The sequence below is a fragment of the Pandoraea sp. XY-2 genome (genome assembly GCF_004193915.1).
Classification (GTDB): Bacteria; Pseudomonadota; Gammaproteobacteria; order Burkholderiales; family Burkholderiaceae; genus Pandoraea; species Pandoraea cepalis.
In genome coordinates this window covers 2,620,904-2,638,899 of the sequence record NZ_CP030849.1, presented here as the reverse complement: position 1 = coordinate 2,638,899, position 17,996 = coordinate 2,620,904, and the positions used below count along the sequence as shown (strand labels likewise).

The following is a 17,996-nucleotide window of genomic DNA, read 5'->3' as shown; positions in this document are numbered from 1 at the left end:
GCGGCGCGGCGCTCGTCAGTGATTGCGAATGGTGATGAACGGATCCCACTGGTAGCAGCCGCACAAATTGCCGCTGCGATCGAGGATCATGAACTGGAAGTGGTAGGTGACGCGACCGGTCTTGAGCGTTTCGCACGACCAGAAGTAGTTCGAGCAGGTCTGCTTCTTCGGATGGGTCGGGTCGGGCGGATTCGGCACGGGGATCGTGACCTCCGCTTCCCGTGGCGAGGGCGGGGAGATCAGGTCGTTGCCCTGATTGCCGATGAACTTGTAGAAGATGCACGATTGCTCGAAGCCGAGCGAGAGCGAGCATTCGCGCCACCGGATGACGTCGCCGACGGTCGCCGCGACGTCCAGCTCGCCGCCCGCCTGTCCGCTCACCACATTACCCTGCGCCACGATCATGAAGACGTGCTTGAAGTCGATGAGCGGGGGATTCGCCATGCTGGAGTTCTTGCCGTACCGGTCGACGATCGTCTTGGTGTCGATGCTGACCAGCACATCGGTGATTTGCGACATGTGTTTCTCCACGAAAGGCTGAGTTGGATGCCGTCCATCGGACGATGGCGGTCTCTAAGCCAGCGGCCTGCCGGCCGCGCGCGAAACGCGGCAACGCGCTTCACGGATGGAGCCTAGAAACGGCGACGGCAATGTTCAACCTCGCGCGGGCTGCGCTTTATGAGTGACAGTTGCGTGCCAAGCGGCGTCGCGACTCGCGTTGCGCGGATGGGCACCGATATACCAATCGGGGAATTGGAGCGAGGCCCCCAGAAAAACCGATGCGTGCGTGTGGGCATCGGGGGCGTCAGCGTCAGCAGCGCATCGGCCGGCCGTGTGAACGAAGCCGGCCTGGACAGACGAGCGGGGGCGGGGCTTAACTCAGCTTGCGGCTGTGTTGCAGGCGTTCGAGCACATGAATGCTCAACCGCGCCGTGTGGCTGCGCATGGCGTTATAGGCGGCTTCGGCGTCAGCCGCGAGCACGGCCTCGACGACGCGCTCGTGCTCGTCGAACGACACGGCGAAGCGCTCTTCGACATCGGATTGCGCCGCGCGGAAGGGCGCCAGACGTTCGCGATGACTGTCGATCAGCGCCATCAACGTCTTGTTCTGCGTGCCCGCGCTCAGCAACTGATGGAACTCGCGGTTGAGCGCGAGATAGCCGGCTTCGTCGCCCGCATCCATGCACTGCTTGCTCTGGATGTGAATCATCTCGAGCTGCTTCTTCTGCATCGCGCTCATGCGCTGGGCACTCAGCCGGCAGCACAGGGCATCGAGCTCGCACATCGCTTCGAGCATGTCGGACAGGTCGTCGACGCTGATGCTCGCCACCACGCCGCCCTTGTGCGGGGTGAGTTCAATGAGACCGCGTGCATTGAGTTCGCGCAGCGCTTCGCGAATGGGCGTACGCGACGCCTTGAAGCGCTCGGCCAGTGCGACTTCCTCCAGTTTCTGTCCCGGCGGCAGGCGTCCGTCGATGATCTCGCCGGTCAGCACCCGGCAGATTCGTGCGGCAATGGTTTCGGCCATGCTTGTCTATCTCGCTCCGTGGATGTGTCTTTTTGATTCGATTGTATACATGGGGATTATACGAGTATTTTCCTTCGCCATTACGTCTGGAGGCGCCATCGGGGTGCCATCCCCAGATGGAAAGCGCAGCGGGTTGATCCAAGTGCATTCAAAAATACGTTTTTGGATGCAATATGCTGAGATAGTATACATGAGCGTTTGCCGGGCGTTCCGGCACGCGTCGACACCTCAATTCGAAGGAGACATCTCATCATGGCCAAACTGCGTCACATTGCGCTTTCGGTGCCCGATCCGTGGAAGGCGGCAGAGTTCTATATGCAGGCATTCGACTTCAAGAAAGTGGGCGAGACGGACTCATCGCTCGCCCGGGGCGTTTATCTGTCGGACGGCGTTATCAACCTGGCGTTGCTCAATTACAAGAACGACGAAGCCGCAGGTGATCGCGGCCGCGAGTACGTGGGGCTGCATCACATCGGCATCTGGGTCGAGGATGTCGAGGCCACGCGCACGAAGATCGAAGCTGCGGGGGGCGCTACTACATGGGCGAAGTGCCGGTGAAGAGCAACATCTTTTATGAAGTGAAGTTCTTCGATCCGAATGGCGTGATCTTCGATGTCACTGCCCACGGCTGGGGCGGTGCGTCGAAGGACGGCACGGGCAAGGACAACGCGCCGGCGCTGCGTCACGAAGGGCTGCAAGCCGATCGCACGGGGCTCTGATACCGCGCCGTCCTCGCTCGGCGACAGCGTTCGCAACACCGCCTCTCCGCGCCGGACGCCTAGCGCCGGCGGCGCTTGGCGTCCGGCGCTCACGGGTCAGTGGCCATCCGGGGTGACCCGCTATAAAAAAATCGACCGTTTGTATAAACAAATAGCGGTAGAAATTCAATTTCTTTGCTATGTATAATCATTCGACTGATTGTATACATGTAGCGCGGGCGGCAGACACCCGGTCAGGGGCGCCGCGACAAAAACGAAAAAACTCAGGAGACAGCATGAAGAAGCGAGTGTTGTGTGCATTGTTGCTGGGCGCACTGCAGTGCGGTGCGTACGCGCAATCGTCCGGGGGCGTGACGCTTTCGGGGTTTGTGGACCTGAACGTCGAGCAGTTGTGGGGATCGGGGGCCAATGGCGGCAAGGTCGCGCGGGTCTCCAGCGGCGGGCTGAACACCTCTCGCTTCAATTTGAGCGGGTTCGAGGACCTGGGTGGTGGCAACCGCGCATTCTTCACGTATGAGCCCATGTTCTCGGCCGCGAACGGCACGCAATCGGCGCAGGCGCGCCAGTCGTTCGTCGGCCTGAAGGGGCGTGGGGCGAAGTGTCGCTCGGCCGTCAGTTCACGCCGTCGTACTGGATTGCCGGTTACGCCGATCCGAGCTGGGCGGCGGACTTCAGTATGGTCAACAACATGGAGTTCTTCTATGCGTCGTATCGCGTCGACAACTCCATTCAGTACAACACGCCCCGGTGGCACGGGTTGATGGGCCGCTTCATGGCGACGACCGGCGTGGGCGACGGCACGCGTTCGGGCCGTTTCTACTCAGCCGGCCTCGATTACCGCAACGGCGGCATCTTCCTGGGCGCCGTCAGCGAACTGCAATACACGCGCGACATCTACTCGTCGAGCCAGATCCACTCGTCGCGCGACAACTACTTCGCGGCGACCTACAAATTCGGCAGTGTGGAGCCGACCCTGATCTACCACACGTACAACGGCTACTACGCCTATCCGCCCTACGTCGCATTCAATGTGCGCGGCTGGGACATTCAGGCCGGTGTCAGGTATGCGCTGACCGACCGTCATCGCTTCTACGCGAGCTTTGTCCATCGCCAGGACGAGGACAACAAGGTGCTCTCGAACGGCAACGGCTTCGTGATCGGCTATATGTACGGCTTGTCCAAACGCACCACGCTGTACGCCACTTATGCCCGTGTGCAGCACAGCAACGACACAACGGTGCATTACCCGGTGACGTTCCAGGTCACGCCGACCGGCACACAGAACCCGTCGGGCGTGCAGTTCGGCATCCGCCACGCGTTCTGACGCGTTCCGATCGGCGACATCACGCCGCCAGCGCCTGACTGACGCGCTGGCGAGAAGATTTTTGAGACGAAGGAGGAAGACATGTTTCGCAAGCCCACACTCGGCGTTTCGTTGACCGCGACGGCATTGCTCGCCGCGCTCACGATGACGCTCGCGGCCCACGCGTCGGCACCGGACAGCGCGCCGGCGGCGCCCGCTGCCACGCCGTCGGACGCACAGCCCACCGGTACGCCCGGTATGCCGAACGTCAAGGATCCGTACCTGGCGGGATGGTTGCGCCTCACGCCGGATCGCGAGCCCAAGCCGCTCAAGGCGGGCGTCGATTACGGCATGGATCCGGCAACAGGCAAATTCATCTGGCCGAAGGCCACACCGGAAGTACACACCGGTCAGCGCTTTCCCGGTGAACTGACGACGTGGGACAAGAAAAGCTACACAAAGAACGTGAAAGTCCTGGCGTTCTACCCGGGCGTCAATTCGCCGTTCCACGCATGGAACAACATCGCCGACTTCAACGGCAAGCGCTACCTCTATATCCACGATCGCGACTACCTGCGCATCATGGACGTGACCGATCCCGCGCATGGCAAGGTGGTGTATTCGACCGGCGGCGTATGGGGCCCGAAGGGATCGAGCGAGAAGTTCGATCCGAACAATGTGCACGGCTATCTGGGCGGCGCCACCATCGTGTGGAACAAGACGCGGCGCAAGCCGATTCTCGTGGCGTCGTTCGAAATCGGCCGTTACGGCCTGATGACCGACAAGTCGAAGCAGCCGGACAAGGTGGCCGCGCAACGCCACTACAACTCGCTCAAGGGCTTCAAGGTCTTCGAGATGGATGGGCCGCTGCCGTCCGACTGGAAGCTCATCGCCACGCGCACCACCGACTACCGGCATCCGGACGCGCCGGTCGGGCAGCAGCAGGGCTCGGGCTCGCTCGATTCGCCGGAGTTCTACGGCGGCAAGTACATGATTCTCTCGTCGGCGCCGGACGACAGCTACGCACTCACCGAGTACCCGAACTATCTCTACTCGCCGGGCTACCAGGTGTGGGATATGTCGGATCCGGCCAATCCGAAGTTCGTCTCGCAGATCTCGGTGCCGGGGCAGATTCTTGGCAATGCGGCGCACGAACAGGCCTATTTGCAGAATCCGCGGGCGGGCAACCGCACCTCGTGGATGGGCTCGCGCATGCCGATCTTCCTGCCCAAGCCGCTGGAGCAGGGCGGCAAGGTGGGCTTCGGCGCGATGGGCGGTCTGGGCCTGTGGTCGTTCGACTTGTCCGATCCGGCGCATCCGAAGGTACTGGGCAACGTGAATACGGCGCCGAGCTTCGCGGGCACCGAGTACGACAATGCGGACGTGAGCCAGTACGAGCGCACGGGGTACGTGCTGACCAGCGGCTACCCCATGAACCGCGACTGCTATGAGCCGTACAAGGACATCTTCGTGGTCGATGCGCGCAACCCGGCCAAGATGAAGGTCGCGGCGAAACTGCCCGAGCCCGACGTCCCCGAAGGCGCGCCGTTCACCAGCTTTTGCCAGCGCGGCGGTAACTTCGGTCCGAAGCGTTCGAATTCGATCGGCCAGCCGGGTACGTGGCGCCAGGGCATCGTGCCGTACTCGTTCTACAACGCGGGGGTGCAGATTTTCGACGTGAAGGATCCGGCCAAGCCGCGCATTGCGGGCTACTTCGTGCCGGGGCTGGCCGACGAGTCCGAGCTGCCCGTCTACACGCTGGGCAAGGGGGTGTTCGCGATGTACACCGAGTACGACCGCAACATCATGTGGGCCTTCACCGAGAACGGCGCCTACGCCCTGTCGAGCCCGTTGCTGGGTGAGCCCGTGATGGGTGCACCGGCGAAACCCTGGCCGGCACGTTAAGCACAGCGTCAAGGCGGCACGACACGTCGTGCCGTCGCCGCGCACGACTTCACAGGGCCTCCAAAGCGTGAAGTGTTGAGGCGGGCAACCTCCGAAGGTCTCCTGGTTGCCCGCTTCTTTTTTCACCTGAACCCGTTATCGCGCGACATGCCGCGCCACCGCATTGACGGGGGACGCCAGCGGCGCGCCCGCGAGATGGGCGTGAAGGCTGGCGAGCAGCGCGTCGATCTGTGCGTGCAAGGCGGCCGGCGAGCGTCCGGAGACATGCGGCGTCAGCACAACGTTCTCCAGCATGCGCAATGCCGACGGCACCTCGGGTTCGTGCTCGAACACGTCGAGCGCGGCCCCTGCAATCACGCCGTCGCACAGGGCCTCGATCAGGGCCACGGTATCGACGACGCTGCCGCGCGACACGTTCACGAGAAAGCCGTCGGCGCCGAGCCGCGCCAGCACGTCGGCGTTCACGAGGTGATGTGTCGCGGCACCGCCCGGGCAGGCGAGCACGAGAAAGTCGCTGGCGTCGGCCAGAGCGCCGACGTCAGCGACATGGTGCCAGCGGCAGTCGCGGCGTGGTGTGCGCGTGTGATAGCGGATGGACATGCCGAAGCCTTCCGCGCGCGTCGCAATCGCGTGACCGATGTGACCCAGTCCGACGATGCCGAGTCGCGCGCCATGCAGCGTCGGGCGCGGTGCGCGGTGTTTCGCCCAGCCACCGGCTTTCACGGCGCGATCGAGCGTGATGAGGCCGCGTGCGGTGGCGAGCATGAGGGCCAGGGCGTGATCGGCGACGGTCTCGCCGTTGGTATTGGGCGCGTGCGCGACGGCGATGCCACGTGCGGTGGCGGCGGCGACGTCGATGTTCTCGTAGCCCGCCCCGAAGGCGCAGACGAGTTCGAGCTTCGGTAGCGCATCCATCTGCACGGCCGTGAGGCCTGTCGTGCCATTGGTGAGCACGAAGCGAACGTTGGACGCATTGGACATGAGCCGGATGGCATCGGGCCGATCGACGGCCTCGCAACCGGCGTCGATCTCGTGCAGACGCAGTCCCGCGGCGATCAATCGGGCGCGGGCGATCGGCGCAAGCGGGATGAGGGAGAGGAGTGGCGAAGCATCGGTCATGGAGGCCTTCATCGTGAGGATCGTTTGGATAGGAAAATAAAATACAAATCAGTTGCTATGTATACATATGCTATGTATTGTATGTCCACATGGCAATCAAAAAAACGACCGATGCGCAACGCGCCACGTCGGTTCCCTGAGGGAAGACAAGGAGGAAGGTGTGACCTGGTTTGGACTTGCAACTTATGAATCGCTGGCGCCGGGCGCCGTTGCCGCGCGGCGTACCGCGCTTGTGCAACATGGGCATTTGTACGATCTGGAAGCCGTGCTGCGCCACATGGGCGCGGACGTGGACGATGCGGTGCTGGCGGCGCACGATCTGACGGCGCTGCTCTCGGACTGGGATGTGCACGGCGAAGCGATCAACGCCGCTGTGCGCCGTGCGCTGGACGCGGGCGTTCCGGCGAAGGTCGGCGCGCTGGCGGGCGACGCCTATCGCCTGTGCGTGCCCTATCAGCCGGGCCGCATCTTTGCGACGGCCTCGAACTATTACGAACACGCGGCCGAAATGGGTACGAAGCTCGCGCCGCGCAGCGAGAGTTCGCCGTACATGTTCATGAAGGCGGAGACGAGCGTGACGGCGACCGGCACGGACGTCGTGCTGCCGCCGCATGCGCAGCGCGTGGACTGGGAGGTCGAGCTGGCGGTGGTCATCGGCCGTCCGGGACGGCATATTCCGGTCGAGCAGGCGCATGAATGGATCGCGGGCTACACGGTCATCAACGATGTCAGCGCGCGCGACCTGAACCGCCGCACCGACTATCCGTTCACGCACGACTGGTTTCGCGGAAAGAGTTTCGATACCTTCGCCCCTCTGGGGCCGTGGTTTGTGCCGCGCGAGGTGATTCTCGATCCCCAGCAACTGCGTATGACGCTGTCGGTGAATGGCGAAATGATGCAAGACGACACGACGTCGGGGATGATCTTCAATATTGCGGAGCAGATCGCCTATCTGTCCGACATTCTCACGCTCAAGCCGGGCGATCTGATTGCCACGGGCACGCCGACCGGTGTGGGCATGGGACGTGGCGTCTATCTCAAGGCCGGCGACGTGATGGTGGCGGGCATCGAGGGCATTGGCGTCATCGAGAACCGCGTCGTTGCGCAGCAAAGATAACAACGGTCGCTCAGGTAGCGGCCAGGAGGAGGCGGCAATGGAGCAGTGGCAGTGGGCAAGGCGGTGGTGGACGGTGCTTGCGTGTGCCGGATCGATCGGTGCGATGGGAGCAATGGGGGCGATCGGCACGGTTGGTGCGATCGGTGCGGGCGCGCTGTGGCCGACGCCGGCCGTCGCGCAGGAGAAGGTCAAGTTCAACCTCTCGTGGCTGCCACAGGGTAGCACCGGGGGGTGCTCGTTGCCATTCACCAGGGCTTTTACCGCGAGGCAGGCCTCGAGGTGTCGGCGGTCGTTGGCCATGGCGGGCAGCGCACCGTCAATGAAGTCGATCAAGGCCTGTTCGAGTTCGGCTACGGCGATCCGATCAGCGTGATGCTCAACCGCGCGCAGGGCGGCAAGACGAAGATGGTGGGCGCGATCAATGCCGTCTGGCCCGGCGCGATCTGCTACCTCGTCAAACCGGGGCGGACCCTTGCGAAGCCCGCCGATCTCAAGGGTTTGTCGATGGGCGGCGGCGGTGCGTCGCCGTTACAGAACATCGTGCCGGCCTGGCTCAAGGCCAATGGCTTGCCGCCGACGGCGATCAAGCTGTTGCGGCTCGACCCGTCGACGATCAATCCGTCGTTCCTGCAAGGTCGCGTGGATCTGACCGAATGCTGGGAAGGCGCTAACCTGCCGGTGCTCAAATCGCTCGCGGCGAAGCAGGGGCGCGAGATCGGATCGCTGCGCTACCGAGATTTCGGGCTCGACATGGTTGGCAACGGCATCGTCACGACCGAGACCATGATTGCGAAGAAGCCTGACGTGGTGCGTCGCTTCGTGCAGGCCACCTATCGCGGCTATGCGTGGATGCGCGAGCATCCGGAGGCGTCGGCGGGGGTGATCGTGTCCCAGTACCCCATGCTCGACAAACAGGTCATGGTCGAACAGATTCGGCAGATCGGCGTGCTGGAGACCGACCGCGAAACGCAGGGGCACAAGCCGGGTTGGCTGCCGGTGGCGCGCATGGCGACGACCGCGCAGTTTGTGCGCGACGCCTTCAACCTGCCCTCCACGCTGAAGGCCACCGACATCTATACCAACCAGTTCGTCGAATGACGGTCGCTGAAACGCTGCAATGCAAGGAGTCGAGATGACTAGCCTCAAACCCAAGCTCAACCCGAAGCGCCTTGGCCACCTGGTGTTGGTGGTGCGTGATATCCAGAAGTCGGCGAAGTTCTACACCGAAGTGCTCGGATTGACCGTCTCCGACTGGATTGGCGACCAGATGGTGTTCCTGCGCGCGGGCACCGACCACCACGATCTGGCGCTCTCGCAGATTCCGAAGGATTCGCCGGACATCGACGATCTGCCGCGTTACGGCCGTCCCGGCATGGAGCACTTCTCCTACCTCGTCGACAGTGTCGAGGAGATGGAGCAAGCCGTGGCGGTGCTGCGTGCGCATGACGTCGAGATCGTGCGTGGGATCGGGCGTCACGGGCCGGGGGCGAACTATTTCCTCGTGTTCAAGGACCCGGATGGCAACAACGTCGAGTTGTATTGCGAAATGACGCAGATCGACGACGACCACCCGTACGAGGCGAAGGTGTGGGAGCGCTCTATCGAGAGCTTCGACCGGTTCCGCTTCGAACGCTTCGTCGTGCCGCCCCGCCGGGCATGGTCAAGGACAAGTCGGGCGGAAAGACCTAGCCAGCCGAGATTCCGGAGGAGACATCGAATGAAACGCATCGCACAGACGATCGTATTTTGGGGCGTGCTGCTCGCCCTGTGGGAATTGGCCGTGACGTACTTCAAGGTGCAGTCGTACTTGATGCCGCCGCCGTCGGCGATCTTTCGCGCGGCCTGGGAAGTGCATCCGCAAATGCTGGAGGACACCTGGATCACGACGGTCGAAGTGCTGACCGGCTTCGTGGCGGCAGTGGCGGGTGGGCTCGTGATTGGCGTCGTCATCAGCTACAGCGCGTTTGCGCGTCGCACGCTGTACCCGCTCGTCACCGCCTTGCAGAGCATGCCGAAGATCGCGCTCGCGCCGCTGATGATCGTGTGGTTCGGATATGGGTTTGCGTCGAAGCTGGCGTCGACCTTCCTGTTCGCGTTCTTCCCGGTCGTCGTGGCGACCATGAGCGGACTCGCCAGTGTCGCGCGCAACCTCGACGAGCACTTCCGCGCGTTGGGCGCGAGCCCGTGGGACACCTTCTGGCGCCTGTACCTGCCGGCGGCGCTGCCCGCGTTCGCCGATGGGCTGAAGATCGCCATGCCGCTCGCGGTGATCGGCGCGATCGTGGGCGAGTTCATCGGCTCGGAAGCGGGGCTGGGGCATCTGATCGTGTTCGCGTCGGCGGCGGCGCGCACCGACGTCATGTTCGCGGCCATCCTCATGGTGACGCTGCTGGCGGTGGTGCTCTACTGGGTGATCGAGCGTCTGGCGCGCTTTGTCTGGTGGCGAGGGATCAACGTATGACTATCTCGACGACTACGGTGACGCCGTTCCCCGCGCCGTCGCGCCCCGCCGGCGACACGAAAGTGGCACCGGCGGGCGCCGCACAGGTCCAGGACGCGATGATCGAAGTGCGCCACATCGACAAGACCTTCGCCGCCAAGCAGCGCAAGGCCTCACCGGTGAAGATACTCGACGACGTATCGCTCTCGATTGCGAATCGCGAGTTCGTGTCGATTCTCGGCGCGAGCGGTTGCGGCAAGAGCACGCTGCTGCGCATCGTTGCCGGCCTTGTGCCGCACGACGGCGGCGAGGTGCGGGTGGCGGGCCAGCGCGTGACGCGGCCGGCCCCCGAGATCGGCGTGGTGTTCCAGACGAGCAATATGTTGCCGTGGCTCACGGTGCGGCAAAACCTGCTGCTCGGCACGCGTCTGCGCAAGATCCCGAAAGCCAAGAGCGAGCCGCGCGTGGCGGCGCTGCTGGAGATGCTGGGGCTCGCCCAGTTCGCCGATCATCATCCGCACGAGTTGTCCGGCGGCATGCGCCAGCGCGCGTCGATCGGCCAGATCCTGGCGCTCGAACCGAAAGTGCTGCTCATGGACGAGCCGTTCGGTGCGCTCGACGCCCTCACGCGCGACAACCTGAACGTCGAACTGCTGCGCATCTGGCAGGAGCATCGGCAAACGGTGTTGCTCGTCACGCACAGCATCGAGGAGGCGGTGTTCCTGTCGGATCGCGTGATCGTGATGTCGGCGCGTCCGGGTAAGGTCCAGCAGGAAGTCGTGATCGATCTGCCGCGTCCGCGCTCGCCGCAGACGATCAAGCAGCACCCGCGTTACGCCGGGTATGTCGCGCAGCTCTCGCAGCTGATGGGGGTCTATTGATGACCGGGCAGACGATTGCGGCGACGGCAGACGGATGGGCGCGAGCCCGAGCGCGCATGCGCGCGCTCGGGCCGCGCTGGGCCGACGATATCGCTGCCGGACGGCGCCTCGTGCTGGAGACCTACACGCCGCTGCTCGCGCAGGCGTCGACCGACGCGTACACCGTCGTGCGTGATCTGGCCTATGGCCCGCATGCGCGGCATCGGCTTGACGTCTATCGGCCGGCGTCGCGTTTGCGCGAGCCCGCGCCGGTCGTCATCTTCGTGCATGGCGGCGGATTCGTTCGCGGCGACATGAACGCCAATGCGCAGATCTACGGCAACGTGCCCCGATACTTCGCGCGTCACGGTTGCGTGGCGGTCAACGTGGAGTATCGGCTCGCGCCCGAGGCGCCGTTCCCGGGCGGCGCGCAGGACGTGGGCGCCGCGGTGCGCTGGGTGCGCGAACATATCGGCGAGTATGCGGGCGAGGGTGGGGCCGACGTAAGGCGCATGCTGTTGATCGGTCATTCGGCCGGCGGCTCGCACGTGGCCAGCTATCTGTGCGATCCGCGGGTGCGGCCGGCGCAGCCCGAGGTGGCGGGGACCGTGCTCATCAGCGCGCGACTGCGTGCGGACGTGCTGCCCGACAATCCGAATGCCCCCGGTGTGGTGGCGTATTACGGCGACGCGCCTGCACGCCACGAGGCCGACGCGCCGATGGCGCATGCCGAAGCGATGCCGGTGCCCGTGATGACCGTCGTGGCGGAGTTCGAAAATCCCCATCTCGACACCTACGCGCTTGAGTTCTGTCATCGGTTGGCCAAGCGCGACGCCCGCGCGCCGCGCTGGCTACAGGTGCGCGACCACAACCATACGTCGGTGGTTGCGCATCTCGATTCCGGCGACGAGTCGCTCGGTCGCGAAATCCTGCACTTCCTGCACGACATCGACCCATCGCCCTGATGCGGTCCGCGCCTGCCTGCGCCGGTGAGCCATTGCGCCGTTGAGCCCTCGAACCGTTGATCGAATCAGCGGCGGGTCAGCAGCGAACAGGCGGCTCTCGGCGCAGGCAGCGCCGTTCATCTCTCCCTCCCTCAAGGAACTGTCATGGTCGATCACGAATTGACCGGGGCGTTTGCGCCCGTCGTCACGCCGTTTCAGGCGGATATGACGCCGGATGCCCCCGTTTTCTCGCGCATTGCGAATGGTTGCTCTCGCACGACGTGGGCCTGGCCCCGTTTGGTACGAACAGCGAAGCGAATTCTCTCGACGCCCGCGAGCGCATGGCGTTGCTCGATCATCTGGTCGACAACGGCCTTGACGTGCGGCGCATGCTGCCCGGCACCGGCTGCTGTTCGTTGCCCGAGACCGTCACGCTCACGCGTCATGCGATCGAGCGAGGATGCGCGGGGGTGCTCATGCTGCCGCCGTTTTTCTACAAAGGTGTCACCGACGATGGCGTGTACGACTACTACGCCCGCGTGATCGATCAGGTGAACGATGCACGTTTGCGGCTGTACCTCTATCACATCCCGGCGCTCTCGGGCGTGCCCATCACGCTGCCGGTGATCGAGCGGCTCAGGCGCGACTTCCCGCAGACCGTGGTTGGCATCAAGGACAGCTCGGGTGACTGGACTCACCTGAGTGCGATGCTCGACGCCTTCCCCGGCTTCGGCATCTTCCCGGCATCTGAGTCGCTGGTGTCGCGCGCGTCGGCCAAGGGCGCGAAAGGCTGCATTTCCGCGACGGTCAACATCAATGCGCCGATGATCGGGCGCTTGTGTCGCGAGTGGGCGGACGATGCCGGCGCAGCGCTTCAGGCACAGGCTGACGTCGTTCGCGGCATCGTGCAGTCGTTCCCGATGATTCCGGCGCTCAAGGCGGTGCTGGCCTCGCAGCGTGACGATCCGGCGTGGGCGCGAGTGCGCGCGCCGCTTACGCAACTGACGAGCGACCAACACGTACGGCTGCACGCGCGGTTGTCCGCTTGCGGTTTCACGTTGGCAGGGTAAGCGGACATGCGCGGCACGTTACGGTATCGAGGGGCACGTCGTGGCTGGCGGTGTGTCGGGACCACGCGGCACCTGACGACGCGGGTGGGCACGAGGCTGGCGGCGGCATGGAGCCTTGCGTTGGCGCTGGGTCCGGGCGCTTGCGAGGTGTCGCACGCTCAGGTGCAGGTCTACGGCCACCTCACGCCGATGACCGATTGGGTCAGTGTGAGCGGGCGTCAGGCGAGCGCGTCTGCGCCGCGTCCGACCCAGGCGCCGTCGGGGCCATCAATGCGCCGACGGCGAGCGGTGCGCGCATGCTGTCGAGCATTTCGTACTTCGGCCTGCGCGGCAAGGAAGATCTTGGCGACGGGTATGCCGCGATCTGGCAGATCGAGACACCTGTCGCGCTCGACGGAAAATCCACCGGCACGATCGCGGGACGCAATACGAATGTGGGCCTGAGCGGGCCGTTCGGTACGGCGTTTCTGGGCAACTGGGACACGCCGTATCAATGGTCGACGCTCGCGGTCGGCTCGCCGGTGCGCAATCCATACACCGGCGACCTGAGCACGATCCTGAGCAATCCCGGATTCAACGTGCCGAACACGACGACGCAATCGGGGCGGGTGGGCAGTGCGGTCGATGCCACGTTCAACCGGCGGCAGGGCAACAGTCTTCAGTACTGGACACCGACGTGGGCCGGGTTGCAACTGCGGTTCTCGTACTCGCCGTCGAACAGCAAGGTCGTCACGCCGGCGGGCGAGATCTCGCCACATATGTTCGGGGCCGGACTGGAGTATCTGAACGGCCCGCTGCGCGTGCGTTACGCGTACGCGCTGCACAAGGACTACTTCGGGCTGGCATGGCTCGGCGCGCCGTCGTCCGCCAATCCGTCCAATGTCGGATCGCACGCCACGGGGTCGCGCGACGACGCGCACAAGGTGCTTGTCGTCTTCACCTACGCGCAAACCAAGTGGGTCGCGGGCTGGGATCGGCTCACTTACCACACGGACGACGGCACTGTCGGCAATCTCAACCGCTACCGGCGCGATGCGTTCTACGCCATGGTCCAGCACTGGTTTGGCGGTGGCCGTCACTCGGTCTGGCTCGGCGGCGGCTATGCGACGAACGGCGCGTGTTCACGCACGGGCGGTGCATCGTGCAGTACCGACGGGCTTGGCGCGACGCAGCTCAATCTTGGCTATCGCTACGACTTTTCACGGCGCACGGACGTGTACGTCGCGTACTACCAGGTCATCAATCGCGCTTGGGGCCGCTACGGCGTCTCGCCGCGTCCGACGCTCGGCGCGAACGGCGCAAGCGCACCGCCGGGCGCGCACTACCGGGGCATCGGCTTCGGCATCGAACACAGCTTTTGAACAGCACCATCCGACTCACAGGAGACGAAATTGAAGACGACACAAGCGAGCTTCGACAGCATTGTCGAGCGAGAAAAGGGGCTGCATCGCGGCCTGAGCAGTGGGCAATTGTCGATGATTGCCATTGGCGGTGCGATTGGCACCGGCCTCTTTCTGGGCAGTGCGTTCGCCATTGGCTTTGCCGGGCCGAGCGTGCTGGTGAGCTATGCGATCGGCGGCTTGATCGCGCTGTTGCTGATGGGGTGTCTGGCGGAGATGACCGTGGCGCACCCGACGTCCGGGTCATTCGGCGCCTATGCCGAGCACTACATCGGGCCGCTGGCGGGGTTTCTCGTGCGTTACGGCTACTGGTCGTCGATCGTGTTCGCGGTCGGCACCGAGGTCACGGCCATTGCCGTCTACATGAAGTACTGGTTCCCGACAGTGCCCGGCTGGTACTGGATCGTCGGCTTCTCGGCGGGCCTGATCGGCATCAATGCGGCGAGCGTGAAGGTGTTCGGTGCGGTCGAGTACGGATTTTCGATGCTCAAGATCGCGGCCATTGTCGTGTTCCTGATGCTCGGGGCCTATGTGGTGTTTCGGGCGCCGGTGGACAGCGGCATCGGGTTGGCCAACTACACGTCGCACGGCGGATTTTTCCCGAAGGGGGATGGGGGATGTGGGTCGCCGTGATCGTGTCGATCTTCAGCTACCTGAGCATCGAGATGATTGCCGTGGCCGCTGGCGAGGCGCAGGATCCGCAGCGGGCGATCACGCGCGCCTTCCGGGCGACGATGTTCCGTCTGGTGTTCTTCTATCTGCTCACGCTCGCGTTGACGCTTGCCATCGTGCCGTGGAGCGCGGCGGGTGAAGACGGCAGTCCGTTCGTCAAGGTGATGGCCGCGACGCATATCCCGGGCGCGGCGGGGGTGATCAACCTGGTGATTCTGGTGGCCGCGCTCTCCGCGATGAACAGTCAGCTCTACATCACCACGCGCATGATGTTCAGCCTGTCGCGGGCAGGGTACGCGCCGCGCCGGTTCGGCGAGGTGAGTCGTAACGGCGTACCGGTCGCGGCGCTCATGCTCTCGACCATCGGCATCGGGCTGGCGGTCGCGCTCAACGTGTTCGTGCCGCGGGCGTCGTTCACGCTGATGATGTCCGTGTCGATGTTCGGTGCGATGTTCACGTGGCTGATGATCTTCGTCACGCACCTGTACTTCCGCCGTGCGCACGAGGCAGCGTCGCTGAGCTTTCGCATGTGGGGCTATCCGTATGCGAGTCTGGCGGGCGCGCTGCTCATGCTGGCGACACTCGTGACCACCTATTTCACCGACGAATTCCGCCTGACGCTGGTCTACGGCGTTCCGTTTGTCGTGGCGTTGTCAGTGATCTATGCGGTCTGGTATCGCCGGCATGCGAACGTGGCGGCGGCGCAGACGCAATAAGCCGCGCTCGCCGTTGCGTGTCGGCCTATCGCTCCCTTCCGGCGCGATGCTTCTGATAGTGAATCGCCGACAGGATCGCCACGCGTCGGATCGGCTCGGGCGGCAGCCACGTCGGCCGCTCGAACCCCAGCGCATCGGCCAGTTCGGGCGACTGCCGGCCGCAGGCCATCTCGCCGAGCAGCTTGCCGAACATGCTGCCCTTGAGCACCCCCGCGCCGTTGCAGCCGAGCGAGGCGAACAGGCCCTTGCGGATCTCGCCGAAGTAGAGCGCACCGTTGCGGGTGAGCGCCGTCACACCGCCCCAGACAAACGCGAACTTGTGCGAGTCCAGCTGAGGATAGCGGCGTCGATACGCGTCCGTGAGCATGGCGCGCACCTCGGCCATCGGACGTTCCTTCTCGTACGAATAGGCGCTCCGCACGACAAACCGGCCGCCGTGGGTCTTGCGCAGCGTCGTGCCGAGACGATTGGCCGGAATCACGCCCCATTCGCGCGCGGGGCCGAGCTTGGCCAACTCTTCGGCCGCCAGCGCGTCGGTCATGGCCGCGTAAGTGTAGATCGTGAAGACGCGGTCGCGGGCCAGCCCAAGCTTGCGTGCAAACCCGTTGTTCGCCACGATGACTTGCGCGGCGTGCAGTTGCGTGCGCGCCGTCGTCACAGTAAAGGGTCCGGTGCCGTCGAGCGACAGGACAGGCTCGTTTTCCCACAGCCGGACGTTGGCGGGCAGGCTATCGGCCAGACCGCGCACGAGCGCGGCAGGCTGTACGAAGACATTGTTCTCCGAGTGATAGCCGTAGCCGTAATAGTCGGTGCCGATCTCGCTTTGCAGGGCATCGCGCGACAGTTCCCGGTAAGTCACCCCCCATTCGCGATATTGCGCGAGCGTGGCGCGCAGGCGCTGCTCACCATCGGGCGTGGCGGCCGCGTGGTACTTGCCGACCGGGTTCCAGTCGCAATCGATGCCATGCGTGGTGACGAGTTCATGCAGCCACCTCAGGCCGATGTCATAGAGCCGGATCTGCTTGCGCGCGACTTCCACGGGACTGCCGTGCCCGCCCATGCCGGTGTTGTGCGGCAGGTTGATGAGAAAGCCTGAATTACGGCCTGCGGAACCATTGCCGACCGTGGTGGCGTCGATCACGAGCACCGACGCCTCAGGACGCAATTCCGCTACGCGCCGTGCGGCGGCCAGTCCGGTGAACCCCGCACCAATGACGATGACGTCGAAGCTGCGGGCGACGGGCGGGTGCGTGTGCACCGTGCGCGCCGGCAGCAGGGCGTTCCAGCCGGCCCCCGCCTGATACGCAGGGAAAGTGTCCCGCGCGCGGCGGGAGGGATTGACTTGATTGGGCATGACGATAGAAGGACGGGGGCTCACCGAACGTTATGCAGCCTGGCTTTCCAGGCTGCGCATCACTTCGGTCTGCACGGTGTTCCAGATTTGCGACTTGAGTTCGTTGTAGCGCGGCGAGAGCTGAACCTGGGCGTCGCGCGGCATCGGTAGATCGTTCGGCAGGTCGCAGGCCACGCGCCCCGGTCGCGCGCTCATGATCACCATGCGCGTCGACAGCATCAGGGCTTCGTCGATGGAGTGCGTGATGAAGACGATGGTCTTGCCGCTCTTCTGATAGATCTGGAGCAACTCTTCCTGCAACACCTGACGCGTCATCGCATCGAGTGCGGCAAACGGCTCGTCGAGCAGAATCACGTCCGGGTCATTCGCGAGCACGCGGGCGATCGACACACGTTGACGCATGCCGCCCGAGAGCGCCTTCGGATACCGATCCTCGAAGCCCCTCAGGCCAACCATGTCGATGTAGCGTCGTGCCGTGGCGTAGCGGGACGCCTTGTCGAGGCCCTTCATCTTCAGGCCGAACGCCACGTTATCGAGCACGCTCAGCCACGGGAACAGCGCGTACTGCTGGAAAACCATGCCGCAATGCGGGTCGATGCCCTTGACCTCGCGGCCGTTCACGCGGATGCGGCCGGTGGTCGGGGCATCGAAGCCCGTGATGAGGTTCAGCAGCGTCGACTTGCCGCAGCCCGATGCCCGAGCAACACCACAAACTCGCCGCGTGCAATATTCATGTCCACACGCTCGAGTGCCTGAAAATCGCCGTAACGCTTCGACACGCCATCGATGGCGATCATGGTTTCGGCGCGGCTTGCAGACGCGGCACCACTCGCGTGCGCAGCCCCCATG

Annotated in this window: 14 protein-coding genes and 3 pseudogenes; 12 read left to right on the top strand and 5 right to left on the bottom strand. The window is 64.3% G+C overall.

Going from position 1 to position 17,996, the window contains the following annotated elements:
- Positions 1 to 15: 15 nt before the first annotated feature.
- Both DRB87_RS11990 and DRB87_RS11985 read right to left on the bottom strand, forming a co-directional pair.
- Positions 16 to 519 (bottom strand): inclusion body family protein, encoded by a 504-nt coding sequence (locus tag DRB87_RS11990; protein WP_130026056.1) that lies wholly within the window; start codon positions 517 to 519, stop codon positions 16 to 18.
- A 355-nt stretch (positions 520 to 874) separates the two neighbouring features.
- The gene (locus DRB87_RS11985; protein ID WP_130026055.1) at positions 875 to 1,528 is read right to left on the bottom strand and encodes a GntR family transcriptional regulator; all 654 of its coding nucleotides are present in this window, start codon (positions 1,526 to 1,528) and stop codon (positions 875 to 877) included.
- A 252-nt stretch (positions 1,529 to 1,780) separates the two neighbouring features.
- On the opposite strand from DRB87_RS11985, the gene DRB87_RS11980 reads away from it, so the two are divergent.
- The 4 genes and pseudogenes from DRB87_RS11980 to DRB87_RS11970 all read left to right on the top strand — a co-directional run bounded on the left by DRB87_RS11980 (position 1,781) and on the right by DRB87_RS11970 (position 5,455).
- Complete coding sequence (locus DRB87_RS11980; RefSeq protein ID WP_240755961.1) at positions 1,781 to 2,086, top strand: VOC family protein; 306 nt, start codon at positions 1,781 to 1,783, stop codon at positions 2,084 to 2,086.
- Entirely contained in the window at positions 2,068 to 2,247 is a 180-nt protein-coding gene (locus DRB87_RS23580) for a hypothetical protein (protein ID WP_240755960.1), read from the top strand. Before DRB87_RS11980 ends, DRB87_RS23580 begins: the two co-directional genes overlap by 19 nt.
- Before the next feature lie 179 nt (positions 2,248 to 2,426).
- Positions 2,427 to 3,571 (top strand): annotated as a pseudogene (locus DRB87_RS24235) (porin).
- An 81-nt stretch (positions 3,572 to 3,652) separates the two neighbouring features.
- Positions 3,653 to 5,455 carry a hypothetical protein gene (locus DRB87_RS11970; protein WP_130026054.1) on the top strand — a complete coding sequence of 601 codons (1,803 nt, stop codon included), beginning with the start codon at positions 3,653 to 3,655 and terminating at the stop codon, positions 5,453 to 5,455.
- 135 nt (positions 5,456 to 5,590) lie between these two features.
- Here DRB87_RS11970 and DRB87_RS11965 read toward each other — a convergent pair whose 3' ends face one another.
- Complete coding sequence (locus DRB87_RS11965; protein WP_130026053.1) at positions 5,591 to 6,586, bottom strand: 2-hydroxyacid dehydrogenase; 996 nt, start codon at positions 6,584 to 6,586, stop codon at positions 5,591 to 5,593.
- A gap of 148 nt (positions 6,587 to 6,734) precedes the next feature.
- Here DRB87_RS11965 and DRB87_RS11960 point away from each other — a divergent pair, with 148 nt between their 5' ends.
- From DRB87_RS11960 to DRB87_RS11920, 8 genes and pseudogenes are all read left to right on the top strand, one after another.
- The gene (locus DRB87_RS11960; RefSeq protein WP_130026052.1) at positions 6,735 to 7,691 is read left to right on the top strand and encodes a fumarylacetoacetate hydrolase family protein; all 957 of its coding nucleotides are present in this window, start codon (positions 6,735 to 6,737) and stop codon (positions 7,689 to 7,691) included.
- Between the two features lie 231 nt (positions 7,692 to 7,922).
- Positions 7,923 to 8,789 carry an ABC transporter substrate-binding protein gene (locus tag DRB87_RS11955; protein WP_240755958.1) on the top strand — a complete coding sequence of 289 codons (867 nt, stop codon included), beginning with the start codon at positions 7,923 to 7,925 and terminating at the stop codon, positions 8,787 to 8,789.
- Between the two features lie 34 nt (positions 8,790 to 8,823).
- Entirely contained in the window at positions 8,824 to 10,152 is a 1,329-nt protein-coding gene (locus DRB87_RS23570; protein WP_240755957.1) for an ABC transporter permease subunit, read from the top strand.
- Positions 10,149 to 11,012, top strand: a complete 864-nt coding sequence (locus tag DRB87_RS11940; protein WP_130026050.1) for an ABC transporter ATP-binding protein — start codon at positions 10,149 to 10,151, stop codon at positions 11,010 to 11,012. The genes DRB87_RS23570 and DRB87_RS11940 overlap by 4 nt, the downstream gene beginning before the upstream one ends.
- Positions 11,013 to 11,068: 56 nt before the next feature.
- Entirely contained in the window at positions 11,069 to 11,956 is an 888-nt protein-coding gene (locus DRB87_RS11935; protein WP_240755956.1) for an alpha/beta hydrolase, read from the top strand.
- A gap of 245 nt (positions 11,957 to 12,201) precedes the next feature.
- Positions 12,202 to 13,005, top strand: coding sequence for a dihydrodipicolinate synthase family protein (locus DRB87_RS11930; RefSeq protein WP_240755955.1), 804 nt, complete (start codon positions 12,202 to 12,204; stop codon positions 13,003 to 13,005).
- Between the two features lie 296 nt (positions 13,006 to 13,301).
- Positions 13,302 to 14,366, top strand: a complete 1,065-nt coding sequence (locus DRB87_RS11925) for a porin (RefSeq protein WP_165385293.1) — start codon at positions 13,302 to 13,304, stop codon at positions 14,364 to 14,366.
- A gap of 30 nt (positions 14,367 to 14,396) precedes the next feature.
- Positions 14,397 to 15,793, top strand: a pseudogene (locus tag DRB87_RS11920) (amino acid permease).
- A gap of 25 nt (positions 15,794 to 15,818) precedes the next feature.
- On the opposite strand, the gene DRB87_RS11915 reads toward DRB87_RS11920, so the two are convergent.
- Entirely contained in the window at positions 15,819 to 17,147 is a 1,329-nt protein-coding gene (locus tag DRB87_RS11915) for an FAD-binding oxidoreductase (protein ID WP_130026047.1), read from the bottom strand.
- 30 nt (positions 17,148 to 17,177) lie between these two features.
- Positions 17,178 to 17,944: pseudogene (locus DRB87_RS11910) on the bottom strand (ABC transporter ATP-binding protein).
- Between the last annotated feature and the right edge of the window lie 52 nt (positions 17,945 to 17,996).

Excerpts from the sequence above, each read along its gene's own strand:
- DRB87_RS11965 (WP_130026053.1), bottom strand. The coding sequence starts at position 6,586 with ATGAAGGCCTCCATGACCGATGCTTCGCCACTCCTCTCCCTCATCCCG.
- DRB87_RS11925 (WP_165385293.1), top strand. The coding sequence starts at position 13,302 with ATGCTGTCGAGCATTTCGTACTTCGGCCTGCGCGGCAAGGAAGATCTT.
- DRB87_RS11935 (WP_240755956.1), top strand. The coding sequence starts at position 11,069 with ATGCGCGCGCTCGGGCCGCGCTGGGCCGACGATATCGCTGCCGGACGG.
- DRB87_RS11970 (WP_130026054.1), top strand. The coding sequence starts at position 3,653 with ATGTTTCGCAAGCCCACACTCGGCGTTTCGTTGACCGCGACGGCATTG.
- DRB87_RS11915 (WP_130026047.1), bottom strand. The coding sequence starts at position 17,147 with ATGCCCAATCAAGTCAATCCCTCCCGCCGCGCGCGGGACACTTTCCCT.
- DRB87_RS23580 (WP_240755960.1), top strand. The coding sequence starts at position 2,068 with ATGGGCGAAGTGCCGGTGAAGAGCAACATCTTTTATGAAGTGAAGTTC.
- DRB87_RS11940 (WP_130026050.1), top strand. The coding sequence starts at position 10,149 with ATGACTATCTCGACGACTACGGTGACGCCGTTCCCCGCGCCGTCGCGC.
- DRB87_RS23570 (WP_240755957.1), top strand. The coding sequence starts at position 8,824 with ATGACTAGCCTCAAACCCAAGCTCAACCCGAAGCGCCTTGGCCACCTG.
- DRB87_RS11990 (WP_130026056.1), bottom strand. The coding sequence starts at position 519 with ATGTCGCAAATCACCGATGTGCTGGTCAGCATCGACACCAAGACGATC.
- DRB87_RS11985 (WP_130026055.1), bottom strand. The coding sequence starts at position 1,528 with ATGGCCGAAACCATTGCCGCACGAATCTGCCGGGTGCTGACCGGCGAG.
- DRB87_RS11980 (WP_240755961.1), top strand. The coding sequence starts at position 1,781 with ATGGCCAAACTGCGTCACATTGCGCTTTCGGTGCCCGATCCGTGGAAG.